Here is a 20,811-nt window from a genome sequence, read left to right on the forward strand (position 1 = left end):
ATGTCTGTCACTGTTAAAGTAAGGCCTAGGAAGCTTTTATTAGTGCATGGGTAATCTCCCCATATTTAGGGGCACTCAAAAGTAGAGGTCATGCGGCCTGTGCCAAACGCTGTTTCGGCGTGTAGCCGCCCACAGCCAGTTCGTGGCAAATTCCTGTAACTCATTCAGTGACTCAAACAGGTAATGGCCCAGCCAGTCGTAACGCTCCGTGCGGTTAAATCGCTCGATGTAGACATTCTGCTGCGGGTTGCCTGGCTGGATATACCTCACCGCATGACCAATACCGCCTGAAGCACTGGCTCCGCAAGCCGATGAGGGGCGTGGCGAACCGGACATAAAGAAAAACTGACGCGCAAACCGACTGCCCGCTGGATATTTCTGGGGGAAATCCAGAAATTCCGTCTGGGCGATGCACCGCCGCAAGTGGTTGGGTCTGAACGCGATCCCCCACGCCATCATCGACGTCCTTGATGACCGCTATCGTCAGATTTATTCCTGAATCCGGTGTGGAATATCCCGATGTAAAGCAACATTGTCGCCGCCGGCGGATACAGAATAAGCCTTGCATAGAGTGACGAAAAACTATTCAGCATAGTAAATTTCAAATCACTTGGTGCTTTGAAATTATTTTCCCTTCACTTACAAGCAATCTGTGTATACTGTCAAAACAATTTTCAATATTGTTTATTTTGATGCGGTATATGTTATGAAAATTTTCAGGGTCCTCGCCTGATGTATTCTCATCAATTTGCCATAAAATGTCCTCATATATATCCATGAGTTCTCTTACAATTTCCTTCTCTGAAAAATAATCACTCGAATCTATTATTTTGCCCTCATATTCATTCATCCATGCCTTAAATTCGCGTTTCAGTGCATCTCTAAAATCGACGCCACCACCAATTATTTTAGAAAGTGGGCCATGGTCAACATCAGAGCATGAAAATGTGTTTTTGTTATTGATTATTTCATCCCACAAGACTATTTGGCCATATTTTCCACCGTAAAATCCTTCATCCAGGCTTGCAACTTCAGAAGCATGCCAAAGCCCACCAAGAATAGAGCTTAAGGATTCCTTACAACACTTTATACTATTTTCCAGGCTTGAGTTATTAATATGTTTTTCATTTATTGACTCGAGGTCATCAAGATTCTCTTCTATCTCCCAACCTAGACGTTCTATATCATTCAAAAATTCTTCTTTTCTTGTTGAATCCAATAAAAAGGGAGGCGTGGTACATTTATCGTTACCCAACAAGTACTTGATGTTATCGATAGAGACCACGACGTTGCTATTATCGCTTAATAAATCATCGTCAAATTTAAAATCAAATTGCAATTTGTTATTTTTTGATGACAGCGAACTGTCAACAATCTTTAATAAAATATTGAGTAAGGAGTTGATTTGGTTTTTTTCATCATCTATTTCCTTCTGATAATGAATCTCTGCATTTTTTGCGTTATCAATAAAATCTTGTTGATAAGAAATAAACCATAACAAGCTTTGAACTATTGGTGTAGATACTGCATGTTTACCACTTAATAAACTAAATAATTCACAATGACCATCTTGAGAAACAGGTTCACCTGAAAAAAAATCGATGACGACTTGATTCAGCTCTCTAGAGGATAAAATTGCTTGCTTAGTTGGCATCAAATCCAGAAAATCATTCATATATCGCCCAATCCATGTCAAATGATGAATTCAATTTTTCATTAACGTACCCCTACCTGTCAATTAACTTATTACCAGTTATCATCAACAAGTGTGACCTGGGCTCTATTCGTGTGGGTTTTGGATCCTGCTATGGGCCAATCAACATTAGCCAAGAAGTGTAAAGGTGATCGGGCCACTGCGAGTGCATTGAATATGCCCACTGAGAAACCACATAAATCCTCATTCATCAACCACCGGTAAAGTTACAACCATCACGACGCGCTCCAGAAAGTCTGGTTTTGATCATGCAGTGTTTCTGTGTCATCGGTACACTGATCTTGATTGGCTCAGCTCATCGCATATTCAGGGACATGTAACGAGGTGCCGCCTAGGGGCTACAGTCTCATGACTAATAGCACGTAGGGGCCCCATTTTATATAACGCACTTCACATTAATCACTTTATTCCTATTTCGATTTAACTTTCGATTTAATTGATGAAAATGTGATCAGCGTTTGTGAAAATGCCAAAACATCTGCGAGGCTACGTAATGAATGGAGCGCCGGCCCCCAGTCGTCACCTTCCCAATGATGGACCTGTAACCATCCTGCATTCTTGGCAGTTTTATGAGTGGAATCTTTGATCTTAAAAGCAATGCCGTGCTTTTCTCGATCAAAATAGATCTGTATTTCAGAGCCACCATCGTGCACGGTGTAACCACACTCATCACCAATTTCGAGCAATATTTTCTTCGCAAAGGCCCTATCCATACAACCTCCATTTGAAATATGGTGGACTATATCACACCGATCATTGGCACAACAGTAAGCCATTGTTATTTATAATTAATTTTCATGGGTGGCGATTTGCTAACCTTGGCAAACCATCGGGCTGCCCTGCAAAAAGCCTATCGGCCTGGCATTACCGCGCTCACGGCCTGCGATCAGCTTCTTCAAGATCCCCAGAATCTCGACAGCTCCAAGCTTGCGCCTTTGCAGGCGCTGGCGGCGCTTGAGAACCGCGATATCGCCGAGGGTCACGCCCCCCAGACCGGGCAGGGATGATCCGATCTCGCGCAGGGTCGCTTTATCGACACAGCCTTCCAGGGCGCCATGGAGTTGGGCCGGCAGCAGCGGACAGAGTTCAAGCTGGTAGTCAAAACGCCGGGCAACCGCCGTATCGAGACGATCGAGAAAGTTAGTTGCCACCACCAGCATGCCGTCGAAGTGCTCAATCTGCTGCAACAGCTCGTTGACCTGACTGGTTTCCCAGCCCTGGTGATGGCTGCGGCGGTCCGTCAACAGGCTGTCTACCTCATCGAGAAACAAGATGGCGTTACGCTCTCTGGCCTCGACAAATGCCTGCGCCATCGCCTGTTCGGATTCACCCACATATTTGTGTAGCAGTTCCGACCCCAGCCTCTGTACCACCTCGCAGCCAAGCTGCTTGCCCAGGTGATGAACCAGCGCCGTTTTGCCGGTGCCCGGCAGGCCGTGCAACAAGATCCTGCCCTCTCTTGCCTGTTTGAGTGATACCATCAGCTCGGCGATATCGATATCCTGCTGGAGCTGGCCGTCACGCCCTCGCAGGTTGAGCAGTCCTGCGTCAAATTCGCCCTCCATCCGGTAAGCGCAAGCCGCCTCTTTTGTCTGAGATTTTCCCCCTGCCCTTTTGCCAATCGGATTGCCAGGGCACTCATCCGACTCGATGTTAAAGGCCCGCTCACGCTGATCCAGCCAGTGCTCAATGGCATCTGCGGCATCCTTGCGCTTGAGCCCGAGACTACGTATCAGACTGGCCACTCTCTGGATATCGGCCTGTGACAACCAGGTACGCTCAGCCCAGTGCGCGATCTGCTGCCGGGTGATCCCGAGGCCCCGCACTGCCTTGGTAAACAGGCGGATGCGGGTGTCGGGATTGGGAAACTCGAATTGCTGCAACCAGTTGAAGCGGCGCAGACAGGCGGCATCAATACTCGCCACATCATTGGTGGTCCAGATAACCGGGACTGGGTTATCTTCCAGCAATTGGTGGCGCCTGTTTTTGGCGATGGTGCCGCTCATCAGGAGATCGTCCCCCTCATCGACCAGCAACATGCAGCTACCATTGCGTCCAAGCAGGCGCTGGGCCAGCAACAGTTCACTCACCCGGCTCTGCATACCGTTTCGGCGAAAGGCGTTGGCATCCTCTTCGCTGCGCAAGGTGTAGAGTGTCAGGTTGGCCAGCCCAGCCAGCAGACAGGCAAGCTGCGTCTTGCCGGTGCCCGGTTTTCCCCATAGCAGGGCATTCCAGCCTGACGGCATCTGCTGATCCAGCATGCCAGCATGCTCAACCAGGGCACCCAGCTGCATATGGCCGTAATCGTCCAGCGTCAGCTGGCTGGGGGGCATCTCCTCGAGCACATCGGAGATCAACTCAACCGGTTTTTCCAGCGTCTGGGTCAGCAGCTTTTCGGCCAACAGCAGATCCATGTTGATACTCACCCCCAACAAAGAGTCCGCCTCACGATGGAGAAAGGCGACCTCTCGCATCCAGTTAGCACCGCTGAGGTAGTGACGCAGTGCCTCTAGCGGATAGCCTATCATCGCCGCCAGCAGCGGCAAGCGGCTACCCTGTCTGTCGGCATCACCGGCCTCTTCAATCATCTGCTGCAGACCAGGATGCAAGGTGTAGATAGTGATAAAGCGCAAGAGGGCCAGGCTGAGTGGCGAGTCTTCACCGACCTGCCGATCGAGCAACTCACAGTTGTGCCAGAGACAGACGGGTTTGGGAGCGGCGGCACGGGTCTTGAGCAACTTCAGCAGTGCCTGCCGGCTGGCGAGATCCTGGGGGCTCAGCTCAAACTGCTCAAGTTGGCGGGGCTCCATCTCGCGCAACTGCGGATACACTGAGGGAATGGTGCGCAGCAGTTGCCACAGATACCCGCACGCAACCCCATTGAGGGCCGAACTTTTTTTGATTGCTGTCATGATATGCCTCTCTCACCAACCGACGCTGCCAGATGACCGCTCTGGTGCCCATTAAAGCGCGCACCAGGGCAATGGACGATACTGAACGTATAGACATGTAACAAAAACAGGCACATCCCTCGTTTGCATCTGCAATCGGGGCCTTGACCTATTCAGGGGGCGGGTATCAAGCCCGCAGGCTTAAGGGGTGAGTCGAAAGATGGCGATACAAGCGGCGCACCCAGTAGCGGGACACCCGCCCCACCTTGGGGCCTGTGACCTCAATCAAGGCAGTGAACGCAGGTTGATCGGGGGCGGATTGCGCAAGCGACATCCGTACCCAACAAAGCGTTTTCTTCCGCCGAGGCGAGCAGAGCCGAAACAGCGCCTGCCGTCCACGCAAGATGTCATTCAACATGGTCAGTGACCAAAGTTCGCATCTGCGCGGGTTCATCCGTGCGCAGGCAGCATCCAGCTCTGGCCAACTCGCCACCTGCTGTAACCAGGGCGTTTGCAGATGGCGTAGTCGCTGGGCTGAGTCCGGCAAAGGGTGCCGTTCGTCCAGCTTGAGTCGCTCACACAGATACTGAAACTGGTAGGCCCTGTCATCTGCCTCCTCCACCTTCAGGACCATATCTGCAACCTCTGTCAGCTCCGCCATATTCCGCAACGACTGCCAGCCGCCTGGGAAGCGCCCCGCTCGAGCCAGCGCCAGGGCAGGGTTGAGCGGGTCGAGTACCCGACCGAGCCATAACCCATCGCCATCATGATGACGCAACGACCGAATCAGTACGCTGCCGGTCAGCTCGGGGGCATGAAACAGCAAGAACAGCTGAACGGGGCCAATTTTCTGCTCATGACGCAGGGCCAGGTAGGCCTCAGGATCCTGATATAGAAAGCGCCGTAGATAATCACGTTGCCATTCGATGGCCAGATTGAGGCGCAGACGGTCAAGAAAACGCAGCAAACTGCGGCGCGGCACCAACCCCATGGCGAGCAACAACGCACGCTGCCCCTGGGCTGCGTGTTTCAGGATGGGCAAATTATCTTGCGGCCAATGTAGCGCCGCCAACAGCAGCAAGATGGGCCTGAGTTGGAGCAACTCGGCACAAGCCGAATGCTGGCGTGCCAACGACAAGAGCCGCAAGGCCAGCTCCCCATAAGGGGCCGCCGCATCCTTTAGCTCATCGGGTATGCCGGCCAGAAAGTGATCCGGTAGATGGGAAAGTGGCAGCGGTAGATGGGCATCCTGATATTGCGCACTTCCTGCACTCTGGCTGAGGCAGCGCAGCCCCGCCTGCCAGTTTTCGACCAGCAAGCTGGTATCAATTTCCTGAATTTCATAGCGAAGCGTCATGCGAGCCCCTCCATTCCCTCACTCGAAACAACCACCCTGTCGCGTATCCACTCATATCCGGCCTTTGGAGGCTGTGCGATTGCCAATAATGATCTCACTCTCCCTCAAACAAAGTTGGCGGCGTGCTCTGCCCATCGCACCTGAGATAACCCAGGGAGTTGCTACGGCAAATGGTGCCATCAGAGGCACGCAGGTTACCGAGGCTGTCTTTGCGCCAGGTGACCCGCTTGCCACTCTTGCTATTGCTGCCGCGCACATTGCCCAGGCTATCTTCACGATAGAGGGTGCCGTCACTGCCCTTGAGGTTGCCCAGGGCATCCTTGCGCCAGGTGATGCCGGTGCCCGAATCTTTGATATTGCCGAGTGCATCCTCGCGCAGGGTGCCGCTCTTGCCATCGGCACACCGGTAGCGGGTGTTGCCGAGGCTATCTTCCCGATAAGTGCAGTTGGTAGCCGTTACTGTTTGAAGTAATAGCCCAAGCAGCAGCGCCACCAGCAACGCCCGGTGATCCGCTCCCGGTAAGCGATTTTGACCGGCCACAATCCACCCCCCTAAGGTTGGAGTCAGCTTGACTATACCCATCCCCTTTGGCCACTTCGATACTGGGGTTTTGCACATGTCGTGTTTTCAGGCAGGCGCTGTACATCATTAAGATCTGTGAGAACAACGGCACTCATCAAGATTCAGGCATGGTACGCTGGACCAAAATGGAACTTGTTTGAGGAATGCCATGCCTATCCCCCCTCCCCCGACTACATTTCGCTGCCCCAAATGCGGCTGGCACAAGACGGTTGCCCCCAAGAGCGACGTGCTGGTGCGCGGCCATAGCTGGTTCGAAGCATGCCCCGAGTGCCACCATGAACCACTTGAACGAGCACCGGCCACCCTGGTGGAGCTGGCAGTGGCCAAACTGCGGGATCTGATGGAAAATTGAGCGCTATACCCCCTGCTTAGCCCTTTCCCGGACGGCTGAACATCTTCGACGCGGGATCCGGCTATCCACTTGATTGAAATGGAGGTCATTTTGAATTTTGAAGAACTTAAAGCCCGCCACCGTATGGCGCGTGAGCACTCCCTGGCCAACCTCAACCTGCGGGTGCATCGCTCCTTAAGCTGGTTGCAACGGGCCGAGCGGGCCGAGGACGAAGATGGCCGCTTCATCTTTCTCTGGATTGCCTTCAATGCGGCCTATGCCACCGAGATCGACGAAGATTATCGGCTGTCGGAGCAGGCGACCTTCAGGGGATTTCTGGAGAAACTGTGCGAACTGGACGAACACAAGCATATCGACAACCTAGTGTGGCAGGAGTTTTCAGGCAGTATTCGGATCCTGCTCGATACCCCCTTTGTGCTGCAGAGCTTCTGGGATTTTCACAGCGGCAAGATCAGCGAGACGCAGTGGCAAGAGCGGCTGGCACAGGGCAAGACAATGGCAAGCCAAGCGCTCGCCAGCGGCAACACCCCCATACTGTTGGGAGTGGTGTTTAATCGTCTCTATACCCTGCGCAATCAGCTGATGCATGGCGGCGCCACCTGGAATAGCTCGGTCAATCGCAAGCAGCTCAAGGATTGCGCCAACCTGCTCGGCAAACTGGTGCCCGTGATCATCGAGCTGATGATGGCGCATCCGGATACCCTGTGGGGAGACGCCTGTTACCCGGTGGTGGAGATGGCTGGATAACTGGCTTTTAACAAGGCGTATAGCAATCTTCATTAAATTCCGTCAGGTGTCTGCTGAATTTTGTGAAGTATCAAGGAGAATAATGTCTAGGATGAACACGGCTCAGGACTTTAATCGTTTGTACTTTGATGTGTCTGAGAACATATCTCAGGCTCTGGCTGATATCACTGAGCTGAAAATTGAGCATAAAGATGGCCAGCAGCAATTGAGTGAGATGACTCGCAGGCTGCGGGATATCCAAGGGTGTTTCAATGAGGAACTCGATTACCTGAAGGAGAACGCCGAGTGGGACAAGTTCACCATAGCGTTCTTTGGCGAGACCAATGCTGGTAAAAGCACCATCATCGAGTCGTTACGGATCTTGTTCAAGGAAGAGTCCCGCCAGCAACTGCTGCTGCAGAATCAGCAGGATCTGGCGAAATTCGAACGGTCGCTGACTGAACTGGCGGAACAGTTGCGCACCGATCTTGAGCGGGTGTATGCCGAGCATGCTACACAGGTTGCGGCGATACGCCAATGTGCTGGCCAATTGGCCAAGACGCTTGAAACAGAGGGCTGCGCTCGCCTACAGATCGCTCGAGATGAAGCCTCCGCACGCACCATGCGAAAGCTGATTGCGGCAGCCATTGCCGGCGTTGTTGTTGGGACCGGGGCTATGGCTTTAGTCAACATGTTGGTGGGGGGCTGACATGGGGTGCGCGGAAGAGCTGGATAATCTGTTCGAAGAAGTGACCCGTGATGCGCGTGGAGCCAAGACGAAGCCCTCCGCTCCGGAACTGGCAGCACTACCGACAGTGGCACCGACGTTGCGCCCGTTGCTGAACGACAGTCTGCCCGCATTGGTGACGGCCCTGACCGAGCTGGAGCGACGTAAGGCACTTGCGCGCCGGGTCGATGGCCTGATCATAGGTACGGGTGAAGCAGACTTCACCAAGGGCAATACCACCTACACACTGAACTACAAGGACAAGACCTTCCAATTGCTCGATGTGCCTGGCATCGAGGGCGATGAGATCCAGTACGTCGGAGAGGTGCGCAAAGCAGTGGCCAAGGCGCATCTTGTGTTCTATGTGAACGGCACGAACAAGAAACCGGAGAAGGCCACTGCGAAGAAGATTCGTTCCTACTTGCGGCGCGGCACTCAGGTTTGTCCGTTGATCAACGTGCGCGGTAGTGCTGATTCGTATGAATTCGAAGAGGATCGCGAAGCGCTGGAGCGCCACAGTGGCGCCGGTTCTGCATTGCAGCAGACTGTCAAGGTGTTGGAGCCGGTGCTGGGCCGCGAAGTGCTTCTGCCAGGACAATGCGTCCAGGGCCTGTTAGCGTTCTCCTCTCTCTCATTCCACTCAGCAAGTGGCAAAACCAGTATCCACCCCAAAAGAGACCGCGATCTGGTCATTCAGCAGCGCAACTACCTGAAGCACTTCGAGTCAGCGAAAGAGATGTATGAGTTCAGCCGGATCAAAGCAGTGGCGCAAGTGCTGCATGGTAAGCTGGCGACTTTTCAGCAAGACATTGTTGAAAGCAACAAGACCAAGGTGCGCGAGTTGCTTGCCGAGTACCTGAGCGTACTGCATGAGCAACAGCAGGAACACCGGGATTTCCTGACCAGGGTGGAGCCGGAGTTCGACAAATGCCGCTCGGCCTTCAAGGAGTCAGTGAAGGCATTCGAGCGGATGACACTTACCGGCCGCAAGAATAACTGGAATGAATTTTTCAATAAATTGCTCGACAAGGCTGACGACATCGTCGCCGAACACTTCGGCGATGCGGACCGTATCACTTCGGATATAAACCAAGCGTTCAAAACCTGCCAACAAGTCACTGGTGAGCGTTTGCAGGAGCACTTCAATAAAAGTATCAAAGAGCTGATGGAGCTGCTCAAGCAGGCAATGACCCGCTTGGTCGAGGACGTGCAGAGTGTGGAGTTCCAGCAACGCGTGGTCTTTAACCATGGCCGGCAGTGGAATCTGCATGATGGGATCGATCTCAGCCACGGGCTTGGTCTGGGTGACTTCGGCTCAATGGCCTTTCAGATCGGCACCTACGCCCTCACGGGCGGGACCATTGGCAGTGCCTTCCCAGGCATCGGTACCGCCATCGGCGCCGCGGTAGGCGCTGCCATAGGTTTGCTGATGAGCTTCGTCAACCTGCTTCTCGGTAAGGATAGGCGCATCCGCAAGGCCCAAGGGCAAGTCCGGAAGAGTATCGAAGATGTCAGAGATAAGGTGCTCGACGATCTGCCGGGGGAAATTAGGATTCTGGTGGCGTCGGTGGAGAAGGAAATTAATGAAGGCGTACTGACTCAGGTGAACAAGCTGCACGACAGTCTACTGCGGCCGCTGAGCATCCTGGAACCACAGATTGCGCTGATGAACAAACTGAGAGACCAGTTGGAGAAAATGCCTTATGGAACAATTCAAGCAGTTCAGTATTGAGAAGCAGGCTGCGATCGACACGCTGGGCAAGCTGCACGGTGTTCTTGATGCGCTGCGTGGGATGGGCGTGGACGTGGACAGCGACCTGCAGAAGATCGCCTCGGCCATGCAAGCCGTGGAGTCCGATGTACTACGCATCGCCCTGCTGGGGGCATTCTCCGATGGAAAGACCAGTGTAATCGCGGCCTGGCTGGGTAAGGTGATGGAGGATATGAAAATCTCCATGGACGAGTCGTCGGATCGCCTTGCCATCTACAAGCCCGAGGGGCTCCCGGGGCAGTGCGAAATCGTCGACACCCCCGGCCTGTTTGGTGACAAGGAGAGGGAGGTGAATGGTGAGCAGGTAATGTATGAAGACCTCACAAAACGCTACATTTCGGAGGCACATCTTATTCTTTATGTGGTTGACGCCACCAACCCGCTGAAGGATAGTCATAGAGAAATTGCCAAATGGGTCCTTCGCGATCTGAACAAACTGTCGTCCACGGTATTCGTCATCAACAAGATGGACGAAGTGACGGACCTGACCGAACAGGTGCTGTTCGAAGAGCAGGCAACGATCAAGAAGGACAACCTCAAGTCCAAGCTGCAGCGGGCCGCCAATCTGAACTCGGACGAGCTGACTCAATTGAACATCGTGTGCATTGCCTCCAACCCTAATGGTCGTGGGCTTGAGTTCTGGTTCGGCAAGCCAGTGCACTACGAAAGTCGTTCGCGTATTAATGAATTGAAGAACATGACCGGGCGCATTCTGCAGGCGAATGTGCCAGAAGTGCTGATAGCTAAGACTGGCTTGGATGTGGTGCGGGACATCGTTAGACAGCGCGTCGCCTCCGCGAAAGAGAACTTACACAGTCTGGAGCTGTTCGCTCAGCAGAATTCAGAAGAGTCAAAGCGGTTTGAGCAGGATATTCAACAGGGACGGCGCGAGGTGAAACGCCTGGCAGGCGAATTGTATAGTGAGCTTCGGTCGATGGAGGCGCAACTGCTTGGTCGCCTGCGCCCGCTTTCACTCGAAGATATCCGTGGATTTCTGGACGATGAACTCGGCTATACGGAAGAGGGGGTTGGCTACAAGCTGCATCTCAGCATCAAGAGTGCCGTCGATCGCTTCTTCGATCACTCCTCCGCTGTTACCCAGCGCCTGTCCGATGACATATCCCGACAGCTCAATTCCAGCGAAAGCTTTATCAGTGCCATGGGTGAAGGCGCGCTGAACTCCTTGGGGGGGGCTTTCAAGGGCATCGCTAGCATCAGTCCGGACGCAATCAAGTCGACCATCTTTGTCGCTCGCGACACCCTGGGCAAGCTGACGGGCTATGTCTACAAGTTCAAGCCGTGGGAAGCCACCAAGCTTGCCGGAAATATCTCCAGGTGGGCCGGGCCTGCTGGTGCAGCCGTCACGCTAGGCTCTGACCTCTATAGTGCCTATAAGGCGCATGAGCTGGAGCAGGAGCTCAAGCAGGTCAAGGACTCCATAACCAACCTGATCAAGGGGGCCTTCAAGGATATCTACGACTTGCTCAGTGACGACGCTAAGACATTTGAGTTCTTTGCGCCGCAGATCAAGGAGGTGGAGAAGGTCGTGGCTGAGATGAGCGAACAAGCCGCAACCATTCGTGACAACCAGGGGAAGCTGGTCACCATCAGCGCCCAGCTCGAGCAACTGACTCTGCCTGGTTCCACTAAAAATAGTGCTATAGCTAGGTCTGCCTGAGTCAACTGTCCCCTGTGCGAAGCCGCTCGTTTAAGAGCGGCTTTCTGATGATGGCGCATCCGGATACCCTGTGGGGGGACGCCTGTTACCCGGTGGTGGAGATGGCAGGCTAGTCAGCCAATCAACAAGGCGTGGACCGCCAACGCTGCATGATCTCAATCGGCAAGGTAGAAGGCCCCCGCCAGCATGCCGTAGACCATACGCACCCGAATATCTGCGCCCAACAGCACACCGAGCAGGGCCTTACCGCCATGCAGATCGTCGCCATGCCAAAAGCACCAGAGCGCCGCTTCGACCACATCAAGCCAGCTGGCGTGACCAAGCTGGTTACGCTCCTTGCGCAGCCAGCTTCCCCGCACCACAGCGCCGGTGTTGGGGGATTGGGCCGCCAGCGCGCGCTGCTCCATGGCGCCGAGTGTGAGTCCATCTAGCTTGGCCTGATAGCTGCCACGGTAGTCCCCACGATTGCCCCGCAGCAGCTTGTCGAGCAACAGTGCCAATAGCCGCATGGCATCCTGGCATTCAAGGCTGGCATCCTCATCCAACAGCGCGGCGGCACCGGCCATTAGCTGCTCCCGCCCCTGATAGATAGGCAATGCAGTGCGATCCAGCCGGTTCTGTTCGATATGCACCGCCAAGCACACCAATCTGCACAGCTCCAATTCATCGCTTGCCACCTCGGTCATGGGCAGCCCGGCGGCCAACCGCGCCTCCTCCCTAGCCAGCACGGCGAGCAGCTCATGGGTCTGCTCGGCAGACAGCAGGCAACAGATCCCCTTGATCAGGGGCATTGCCGCCTGACCCAATACCAGACATTGATCCATAGAGCCTCAGTGACGATCGCGTTTGAAATGAGTGGTGCGGTGGCCGATGGTGACGATGTCGCCATCCTGCGACACCAGATAGTGGCGACGCAGGCGTTCGCACGCTTGGGATGTCAGCTCCCCCCCTGCTTGCAGTTACCTGAACGCGGTGAGATCGAAGTAAACCACTTCCCGCCCCCTGTGATAGCTGGAGCGGTCAAAGGTGAGCAGGGTGTCAACAGCAGCGGCGGCAATACTCCGCTGCTGCATCCGGGCTATAGGCGATATCCTAGTTGCGGCACATAAGTTGCGACATTGGTGCATTTTCCTTTGGAACTGATTTCCGATGCAGTCAGTATATGTAGCTTGTATACTCATGCCGATACTGTCTACATACACATGTCGCATTTTGGAGCACATATGAAGCCCAAGAATCACACATGGGATCAGACCCTACGCTTTCGCCTGCTGGAAATCGTGTTGCAGTGGGAGGGGCGCCTGACCACCAACCACCTCTGTACCGCCTTCAATATCGGGCGCCAACAGGCATCGAGGGATATCAACCTCTATATCAGCACCTTTTCACCAGAGGGGCTGCTATATGACAAAAGCCTGAAGGGATACAAACCCACCGCCCAGTTCCAGCCCCGCTTTAGCGAAGGCAAGGTGGATGAGTACCTGATGCTGTTGCACCGGGAGAAGCAGCACCAACGCCAACACGAGGCCGGGATACTGACCCTGCCCTTGATGGATCTGCGCTACGGCCATATCGAGATCCTGGATGTGCCCAACCGTCATATCGATCCGAAAATCGTACGCGGTCTGGTGCAGGCCGCCCGGGGCCAGCTCCGGGTAGATGTGGATTATGTGTCGCTTAGTTCGGAAGAGAGGAGTGGCCGCAATATCGTGCCCCACACCCTGGTCTATGACGGGATCCGCTGGCATGTGCGAGCCTATTGCGAGAAGAAAGGAGAATATCTGGACTTCGTGATGAGCCGCTTTCGGGGTGAACCCGATCTGCTCGATGTCTCAACCCATGGCCGGGATCAGGATCTGGAGTGGAACACTCAGGTGACTGCCCTGGTGACCCCCAATCCCAGCCTGAGCCCGGGACAACAGGCCATCATCGCCAACGACTACGCCATGACCAATGGCCGGCTTCCGATCACCCAACGGATACCGCTGATGCACTACGCCCTAGAGCGGATGCAGGTCAGCTATAACGGGGAGCATGAGAGCCATCCCCTGCTCTACCCGCTGGTGCTAGCCAATCGGGAAGAGCTGATTAAGCACGGCTGTACCTTCAAGCTCAAGAGTGCGGATTTGCTGGCGCAGCAAGGATTATAAACGGGTTTAAGCCAAGGATTCCCTCAGCATTAGAACAGGAGGAAGCTAGCAAAATGTGAGTCGTGGCAATAACCATGCGAGGTGATGGTGTTAACCTGCTCGCATAACGTTTTGTTAGACTTCTTTGGGGCCCATCATACCCTTCCTCTGGGTAAGAGAATAACCACCGTGAACACTAATGAACGAGAGTTGTGGAAGACGATGGGCAGTAAAAAGGGGCTTGGATTTACCATAAGCTCCCCTTTGCGTAGTTTTATTGTAAGGGCTGAGTTGTAATGTCGCATTCGAGCCAAATTGAAATGTCACATCGGGTTCGTGTGCTGAAGCGGTTGTTATTTGAACAACTCGGAGGGCTCCTCGATGGTACGCAGCGAGACCAGTACCCGCAGATAGCGCGCTCCTGGCAGGGTAACTGGGCCAATCTGATCACGCTGTTCGATTATCCCCCCGCCATCCGGAAGGTGATTTACACCACCAATGCGATCGAGTCACTGAACAGCGTGCTGCGTAAAGCGACCAAGCAAAGGAAGCTCTTCCCGACCGATGACTCGGCGCTAAAAGTGGCGTTCCTCGCTATACAGCAGGCCTCCAAGAAATGGACCATGCCGATCCAGAATTGGACGCTTGCCCTAAATCGCTTTATTATCGAATTCGGTGATCGCCTGAACGGTCACCTGTAATGAAGTGGGCAGTTACACAGAATTATTTACAGGCTCAAAATAAGAGCTGCCTGATAAAGGGGATGTCTATCATCCCCTTATCTTTGCATTGACTCTCGACTCTCTAAAGCCACTCTCTATGACATTTCTATGTAGCTGGTTTTGAGACATTTCTAATTGGTGTTGACATTATATCCCCAACATAACTCGCGCCAAGAAGGCTTCTTGGTCAGTAGCCTTGGATATCAGTAGGCCGTGAGCGAGGAGAACAGCCCCTGCCATACCACCTGCTGCAATCATCCCCCAGGGACATTTCCGAAAATGTCTATCTAGTGTTCGTTAAAGAGGCAGCGCAACTGCATCATTCAAATGGTGACAGGCTTCCAGCAGAAATCCCTAACAACGATTACGTTGCTCCCCGCATAGACGATATGAATATCTCTCTTTTTAAGTTGCGCTCTGATCTTCTCCAAGATCACCTCAGCAAGCTTTTCTCTATCGCAAATTTTATAGAATTGCTCCCACTTCAAAGTTATACCTTCGTTACCATTTTTTCTCATTATTTCATCTATTTCAGATGCAATAGTTAGTGGTGTATTGGGCATTTAAAGATCCTTATAGAGTGTTAAAAACCACTTTAAACAATACTTACACAACCCTTGAACTAAAACAACAACACTCTAATAATTACTTTAAAAAATTTAAAGTTTTAATTAGCACCGGCCCCCCCCCCCCCACAAAACTGTCCTGCGATCCGGCGACAACCGGGGCAAGGGCCGCTCTCCCCCTGCCCATCCATGATCCCGATCACCCTCTGCCCTCGCCGCCAACGGCGAACCGGCGCCGTCATCTACGCTTGAAGTGCGCCGTTCAGGATGACGGCCACTCCTCATCCGTTTGAGAAACAAGAAGGACATCATGGCTAGCAAAAAAAAATCCAAAGCTGAACAGCCGGTACCAGTCGCCGAGCCCAAGCCCCTTGGCAACAAGGCATACGAGAAGGAGCTGCGTCGCCTGCACGTGGAACTGGTGAAGCTGCAGCAATGGGTGGTGCACAAGGGGCTCAAGGTCTGCATCGTCTTCGAGGGGCGCGACGGCGCCGGCAAGGGGGGCACCATCAAGGCGATCACCGAGCGGGTCAGCCCACGGGTATTCAGGGTCATAGCGCTGCCGGCCCCCACAGAGCGGGAGAAGAGCCAGCTCTATTTCCAGCGCTATATTCCGCACCTGCCGGCGGCGGGCGAGATCATCATCTTCGATCGCAGCTGGTACAACAGGGCTGGGGTGGAGCGCGTCATGGGCTTTTGCAGCCAGGAGGCGAGCGACAAATTCCTGGCAGGGGCCCCCATGGTGGAACAGGCCATGGTCGACTCTGGCATCATATTGCTGAAGTACTGGCTGGAGGTGACGCCGGAGGAGCAGGAGCGACGGCTGCGGGATCGCATCGACGATGGGCGCAAGATCTGGAAGCTATCCCCCATGGACATCAAGTCCTTCGATCGCTGGGATGACTACACCCGGGCACGGGATGCCATGTTCACCGCCACCGATACCGCCTGGGCCCCCTGGTTCCTGGCCCGCTCCGAGGACAAGAAGCGGGTGCGGCTCAACATCATCTCCCACCTGCTGAGCCACATCCCTTACGAGGAGCTGCCAGCCGAGCCGGTCAAGCTGCCCAAGCGCAAGATTGGCAAGGTCAAGGCCTCGGAGCACCCGTTCCGGGTGATCCCGGAACTCTTCTGATCACCGTCAAGGGGGAGCCTCTGGCTCGCCCCTTGCTCTGCTCCCTCACTCCCTGCTCTGCTGACAGTGGCGAATCACCGGCCTGACATTGAACAGGGCATTGGGGAAGCTCTGGCTCGCTCCTTGCTCTCTCTCACCCCCTGCTCTGCTGATACTGGCGGATGGCCGGCCTGACATTGAACAGGGCATTGGGGAAGCTCTGGCTCGCCCCTTGGCTCTGCTCCCTCACTCCCTGCTCTGCTGATACTGGCAAATCACCGGCCTGACATTGAACAGGGCATTGGGGAACCTCTGGCTCGCCCCCTGCTCTGCTGATACTGGCGGATCGCCGCCCTGAGATTGAACAGGGCATTGGGGAGCCTCTTGCCCTGCTCCCTCACTCCCTGCTCTGTTGATACTGGCGGATGGCCGCTCTGGCATTGAACAGCATGCGGCTCTCCCCCAGCTGGTCGGCCAGCCCGCTGCGGCGCACGTTCTCGAGCACCCCGGGATTGAGCCCGGCCAGCCAGAGGGTGACGCCCCTGGCGCGCGCCTGCTGCTCCCCCTCCATCAGCATCATCAGCGCCGAGTACTCCACGTCCTGTACCCGACTCATGTCCAGCACCACCACCTCGGGCTGGTGAGTCTCGATCAGTTCGTGGATCCGGGCCGCCACATGCTGCACATTGATGAAGAAGAGGCGCCCCTCAGGCCGCAGAATAAGCAGGCCCGGGATCGTCTCGTCATCGGGATGGCGGGCGGCCAGCGGCCTCAGCACATCTTCTCCGGGTTTTCGGCCAATCACATAGACGGGCGGCTGCGCCGTCTGGCTGGCGAGCCCCAGCAGGGAGGCCAGGATGGCGACCACTATCCCCTCCAGGGTGCCAAACAGCAGCACCCCCAGGCAGGCGATGGCGGCCCAGCGAAACTCCATCATGCGGATCTGCCCTATCTTGCGAAACTCCCCCGGCTGGATGAGCCCCACCGAATAGACGATGACCACCACCGCCAGGGTGGCGCTCGGCAGCCAGGAGAGCAGCGGGGCGAGGAAGATCATGGTGGCCAGCGCCATAGCGGCGGTGACGGCGGAGGCCCACTGGCTCAGGCCCCCGACGGAGCGCACCACGGCGGTCTGGGAGGTGCCGCCCCCCGCTGGCATGCTGCCGCAGAAGGCGCCCCCCAGGTTGGCCAGCCCGGTGGCCACCAGCTCGCGGTTCGGGTTGATTTCGGGCTCTCCCTTGCCCACGAAGGCCCGCCCTGCGGCTATGGTCTCGGTGAAGCTCATCAGCGCTATGCCCGCCGCCCCCGGCAGCAGCTGCAACACCAGGGTCAGGTCCGGCATCGTCAGGGCGGGCAAGCCGGTGGGGATGCTGCCGACGATGGCGACACCCGCCTCGTTCAGGCCAAAACCCCACACCAGGGCGATGCCTATGCCCACCCCCAGCAAGGGGGCCGGGGAGTGCGGGAAACGCCACTCCATGAACACCAGCACCACCAGGGTGACGAGGGCGACCACCAGGGTCAGCCAGGAGCTCTGGGGCAGGGCCTGACCCAGGTGGTAGAGATCCAGGAAGAAGTTCTCCTTCTGGATGTGCACCCCGAACAGCTTGGGCAGCTGATCGAGGATGATCACCAGCCCTATGCCGCTCTTGAATCCCACCAGCACCGGCAGGGAGATGAAGTTGGCCACGAAGCCGAGCCGCAGCACCGCCGCCAGCATCAGCATGGCCCCCACCAGCAGGGTCAGGGTGGCGGTCACGGTGAGCAGCCGACCGGGATCCCCATCCGGCACCACCAGCCCGAGTTGGGTTGCGGTCAGGATAGCCAGCGTGCTGGTGGAGCTGACGCTGAGCACCCGGGAGGAGCCCAGCAGGGCGTAGAGCAACATGGGCACCAAGGCGGTGTAGAGACCGACGGCCACCGGCAGACCGGCCACGCTGGCATAGGCCATGGCCTTGGGCAGCACGACGGCTGCGGCTGTGACACCGGCCAGCAGATCGGACAGGGAGCGCCTTGGCGCCGACGCGGGTGATGACATCTTATCCTCCATGAACACAGGCCCCATGGGCCCTGATGCTGCACCGGCGCTCAAGAGACCGCTGCCAACCTATGACCATGGCCGCTCGCCTGGGCGTGCGGACCATGTCTCATCACACCATCAAGTGTACGCGCACCGCCTTGCGTCGGGCTGAATGCCTTGAGCGTCGCGACAGGGAAGGCCCGCAGACAGGGCCATCTCTCTTGGCCTGTTGGCAACCCCCTATACTTCAGCGACGTTGCGCCGCTGGCCTTCCCCATTTCCAAGAGGAGATCCCCCTTGTTGCGACTGCTTGTACTGCTGCTGATCTGCCTGGTGAGCCCGCTCCGGGCGCTGACACTGACCCCCCTGGTGGAGGGGCTCAACCATCCCTGGGGGCTGGCCCTGCTGCCGGAAGGTGGCTATCTGATTGGCGAGCGCCCGGGCCGCCTGCTGCGCATCGACGCCGGGGGCGAGCGCCATCTCATCTCGGGTCTGCCCCCCATCGCCAATCAGGGTCAGGGGGGCCTGCTCGATCTCGCCCTGGACGACGAGGGCTGGGTGTATCTCAGCTACAGCGAACCCGGCGACGGCGGGGCCGGTACCGCAGTGGCCCGGGCCCGGTTGCAAAAGGACGCCCTCGTCGACTGGCAACTGCTGTTTCGCCAGCAGCCCAAGGTGGCCGGCGGCGCCCACTTCGGGTCGCGCCTGGTGCTGACCGACGACGGCTATCTCTTCATCACCCTGGGGGATCGTTACAGCGAGCGGGCGCGGGCCCAGACCCTCGACAACCACCTCGGCAAGACGGTGCGCCTGCACAAGGATGGCCGGGTGCCCGCCGACAACCCCTTCGTCAAGACGGCGGGGGCCCTGCCGGAGATCTGGAGCCTGGGCCATCGCAACATGCAGGGCGCAGCCCTGCGCCCGGTTAGCCAGCAATTCTGGGCTCACGAGCACGGCCCCCAGGGCGGGGACGAGGTCAACCTCATACTGCCAGGGCACAACTACGGCTGGCCCAAAGTGACCTTCGGCGAGGAGTACGGGGGCGGCAAGATTGGCATGGGCCAGAGCGCACCCGGCATGACGCCGCCGCTCTGGGTCTGGGTGCCCTCCATAGCCCCCTCGGGCATGACGTTTTATCAGGGCGCCCTGTTCAAGGAGTGGCAGGGAGATCTGCTGGTCGGTGCCCTGCGCGGTCAGGCCTTGCTGCGTCTTCGCCTCGCGGGGGACAAGATCATCTCGGAGGAGCGGCTGCTGACCGATCTGGGGGAGCGGATCCGTACCATACGGGAAGGCATGGATGGCGCCCTCTATCTGCTGACGGACTCAGGCAAGGGGCGCCTGCTCAAACTGACCCCATGACATTGAGGCCGGCCCTGGACCAGGCGCCGGCGAGGAGGAAGCATGAACATGAATCGAACCCTGCTGGTGCTCTGTGCCAGCCTCTGGTTGCTGGGCTGCAACACCATACACGGTGTGGGACGGGACATAGAGAAGGCGGGCGAGGTGATCCAGGGATCCGCCAACCTGACGAGCGAGCCTCAGGCCGGCAAAGAGTGACAACCGCAGGCTGGCACAGTCACTCGACGCCGGACGCCAGGCTGGCCAGCGGCGCCATGGTCACCCTGACCCCGTGCTGGGCCAGCGCCTCCCGGGCGCTCTGTGGCAACTGCTCGTCGGTGATCACCTGATCGATCGCATCCCAGCCCACCACGTTGAAGGTGCCGACCTTGCCATATTTGGACGAGTCGCAGATGAGGATGCGGCTCGCCGCCGACTCCACCACGGCCCGCTTCACCGGCACCTTCTGCTCGCTCGGGGTCGAGATCCCCTGCCCGTCCCAGGAGGAGGCGGACAGGAAGGCAACGTCCAGGTGCAAGTTGCGCAGGAAGTGGGCTGTGGCCTCCCCGGCGCAGGACTGGTTCTCGCGAATGACCTGGCCACCGGTGTGATAGAGACGGCAGCGGCCGTGCTCGATGAGGTAGGCACAGACCATGAAGTCGTTGGTCACTATCATCAGGTCTTCCCGCAGCGCCAGCTCGCGGGCCAGCTCCAGGGAGGTGGTGCCGGCGTCCAGGTAGACTGTGCTGCCCTCGGCCACCTGGTCGGCGGCCAGCCGGGCTATGGCCAGCTTGGCCCCCTGCATCAGGCTGCGCTTGGTGGCGTGGGAGGGCTCGCTCTTGATCCGCTGGGAGAGACTGACCCCGCCCGAGACGGATAGCACCCGCCCCTGCTCCTCCAGTTTCTGGATGTCGCGTCTGATGGTCATGTGGGAGACCTGCAACCACTCGGTCAGCTCCACTATGCTGACCACGCCGCGCTCTGCCAGCAGTTGCAGGATACGTTGCTGTCGCTCTACGGGAATCATCCTGGTTCACCCCTCGGGGAAAAGAGGCGCCATTCTACCCCAGTGATCTGGTAAAAAATGATAAATAACCTCGAAGGGGCTCACAAATCACATTTA

At 56.5% G+C, this 20,811-nt stretch carries 18 protein-coding genes and 2 pseudogenes; 10 read left to right on the plus strand and 10 right to left on the minus strand.

Features of this window, described 5'->3' with window-relative positions:
- Nucleotides 1–88: 88 nt before the first annotated feature.
- From OC537_RS11585 to OC537_RS11610, 6 genes and pseudogenes are all read right to left on the minus strand, one after another.
- A pseudogene (locus OC537_RS11585) lies at nucleotides 89–273 on the minus strand (integrase core domain-containing protein); the annotation flags it as partial.
- 328 nt (nucleotides 274–601) lie between these two features.
- Nucleotides 602–1,675 carry a hypothetical protein gene (locus OC537_RS11590; RefSeq protein WP_262111401.1) on the minus strand — a complete coding sequence of 358 codons (1,074 nt, stop codon included), beginning with the start codon at nucleotides 1,673–1,675 and terminating at the stop codon, nucleotides 602–604.
- A gap of 449 nt (nucleotides 1,676–2,124) precedes the next feature.
- A complete protein-coding gene (locus OC537_RS11595; protein WP_139127859.1) occupies nucleotides 2,125–2,427 on the minus strand; it encodes a hypothetical protein in 303 nt (100 codons plus the stop codon).
- 99 nt (nucleotides 2,428–2,526) lie between these two features.
- A complete protein-coding gene (locus OC537_RS11600) occupies nucleotides 2,527–4,452 on the minus strand; it encodes an AAA family ATPase (RefSeq protein WP_262111404.1) in 1,926 nt (641 codons plus the stop codon).
- 340 nt (nucleotides 4,453–4,792) lie between these two features.
- Nucleotides 4,793–5,962: a hypothetical protein gene (locus OC537_RS11605; protein ID WP_039040970.1), complete on the minus strand. Its 1,170-nt coding sequence runs from the start codon at nucleotides 5,960–5,962 to the stop codon at nucleotides 4,793–4,795.
- Nucleotides 5,963–6,056: 94 nt separating this feature from the next.
- Nucleotides 6,057–6,455, minus strand: a complete 399-nt coding sequence (locus tag OC537_RS11610) for a hypothetical protein (RefSeq protein WP_226043853.1) — start codon at nucleotides 6,453–6,455, stop codon at nucleotides 6,057–6,059.
- A gap of 238 nt (nucleotides 6,456–6,693) precedes the next feature.
- Here OC537_RS11610 and OC537_RS11615 point away from each other — a divergent pair, with 238 nt between their 5' ends.
- The 5 genes from OC537_RS11615 to OC537_RS11635 all read left to right on the plus strand — a co-directional run bounded on the left by OC537_RS11615 (nucleotide 6,694) and on the right by OC537_RS11635 (nucleotide 11,799).
- Complete coding sequence (locus tag OC537_RS11615) at nucleotides 6,694–6,897, plus strand: hypothetical protein (protein ID WP_080770084.1); 204 nt, start codon at nucleotides 6,694–6,696, stop codon at nucleotides 6,895–6,897.
- A gap of 90 nt (nucleotides 6,898–6,987) precedes the next feature.
- The gene (locus OC537_RS11620) at nucleotides 6,988–7,644 is read left to right on the plus strand and encodes a HEPN domain-containing protein (RefSeq protein WP_262111407.1); all 657 of its coding nucleotides are present in this window, start codon (nucleotides 6,988–6,990) and stop codon (nucleotides 7,642–7,644) included.
- A gap of 82 nt (nucleotides 7,645–7,726) precedes the next feature.
- Entirely contained in the window at nucleotides 7,727–8,332 is a 606-nt protein-coding gene (locus OC537_RS11625; protein ID WP_052258890.1) for a hypothetical protein, read from the plus strand.
- A gap of 1 nt (nucleotide 8,333) precedes the next feature.
- On the plus strand, nucleotides 8,334–10,082 hold the full coding sequence (locus OC537_RS11630; RefSeq protein WP_262111409.1) for a hypothetical protein: 1,749 nt from the start codon (nucleotides 8,334–8,336) through the stop codon (nucleotides 10,080–10,082).
- A complete protein-coding gene (locus OC537_RS11635) occupies nucleotides 10,054–11,799 on the plus strand; it encodes a LeoA/HP0731 family dynamin-like GTPase (RefSeq protein ID WP_039040968.1) in 1,746 nt (581 codons plus the stop codon). Before OC537_RS11630 ends, OC537_RS11635 begins: the two co-directional genes overlap by 29 nt.
- A gap of 155 nt (nucleotides 11,800–11,954) precedes the next feature.
- On the opposite strand, the gene OC537_RS11640 is transcribed toward OC537_RS11635, so the two are convergent.
- Nucleotides 11,955–12,623: an ADP-ribosylglycohydrolase gene (locus tag OC537_RS11640; RefSeq protein WP_226043849.1), complete on the minus strand. Its 669-nt coding sequence runs from the start codon at nucleotides 12,621–12,623 to the stop codon at nucleotides 11,955–11,957.
- A gap of 399 nt (nucleotides 12,624–13,022) precedes the next feature.
- Between OC537_RS11640 and OC537_RS11645 the strand changes: the two genes are divergently transcribed.
- Nucleotides 13,023–13,949: a WYL domain-containing protein gene (locus tag OC537_RS11645; RefSeq protein ID WP_262111412.1), complete on the plus strand. Its 927-nt coding sequence runs from the start codon at nucleotides 13,023–13,025 to the stop codon at nucleotides 13,947–13,949.
- A gap of 365 nt (nucleotides 13,950–14,314) precedes the next feature.
- Nucleotides 14,315–14,629 (plus strand): annotated as a pseudogene (locus OC537_RS11650) (transposase); the annotation flags it as partial.
- A 344-nt stretch (nucleotides 14,630–14,973) separates the two neighbouring features.
- Here the strand turns inward: OC537_RS11650 and OC537_RS11655 are convergent.
- Complete coding sequence (locus tag OC537_RS11655) at nucleotides 14,974–15,213, minus strand: hypothetical protein (RefSeq protein WP_262111414.1); 240 nt, start codon at nucleotides 15,211–15,213, stop codon at nucleotides 14,974–14,976.
- Between the two features lie 313 nt (nucleotides 15,214–15,526).
- Between OC537_RS11655 and ppk2 the strand changes: the two genes are divergently transcribed.
- Entirely contained in the window at nucleotides 15,527–16,351 is an 825-nt protein-coding gene (gene ppk2 / locus OC537_RS11660; RefSeq protein ID WP_106887873.1) for a polyphosphate kinase 2, read from the plus strand.
- 376 nt (nucleotides 16,352–16,727) lie between these two features.
- Here the strand turns inward: ppk2 and OC537_RS11665 are convergent, their stop codons facing one another.
- Nucleotides 16,728–18,368 (minus strand): SulP family inorganic anion transporter, encoded by a 1,641-nt coding sequence (locus tag OC537_RS11665; protein ID WP_262111417.1) that lies wholly within the window; start codon nucleotides 18,366–18,368, stop codon nucleotides 16,728–16,730.
- Between the two features lie 279 nt (nucleotides 18,369–18,647).
- On the opposite strand from OC537_RS11665, the gene OC537_RS11670 reads away from it, so the two are divergent.
- Both OC537_RS11670 and OC537_RS11675 read left to right on the plus strand, forming a co-directional pair.
- A complete protein-coding gene (locus OC537_RS11670; RefSeq protein WP_262111418.1) occupies nucleotides 18,648–19,709 on the plus strand; it encodes a PQQ-dependent sugar dehydrogenase in 1,062 nt (353 codons plus the stop codon).
- Between the two features lie 42 nt (nucleotides 19,710–19,751).
- Nucleotides 19,752–19,907: an entericidin A/B family lipoprotein gene (locus OC537_RS11675; protein ID WP_106886007.1), complete on the plus strand. Its 156-nt coding sequence runs from the start codon at nucleotides 19,752–19,754 to the stop codon at nucleotides 19,905–19,907.
- Between the two features lie 19 nt (nucleotides 19,908–19,926).
- On the opposite strand, the gene OC537_RS11680 is transcribed toward OC537_RS11675, so the two are convergent.
- Entirely contained in the window at nucleotides 19,927–20,715 is a 789-nt protein-coding gene (locus OC537_RS11680) for a DeoR/GlpR family DNA-binding transcription regulator (RefSeq protein ID WP_106886006.1), read from the minus strand.
- Nucleotides 20,716–20,811: the final 96 nt, after the last annotated feature.

Source organism: Aeromonas sp. Marseille-Q5825, assembly GCF_946892685.1.
In the GTDB taxonomy this organism is placed as follows: domain Bacteria; phylum Pseudomonadota; class Gammaproteobacteria; order Enterobacterales; family Aeromonadaceae; genus Aeromonas; species Aeromonas rivipollensis.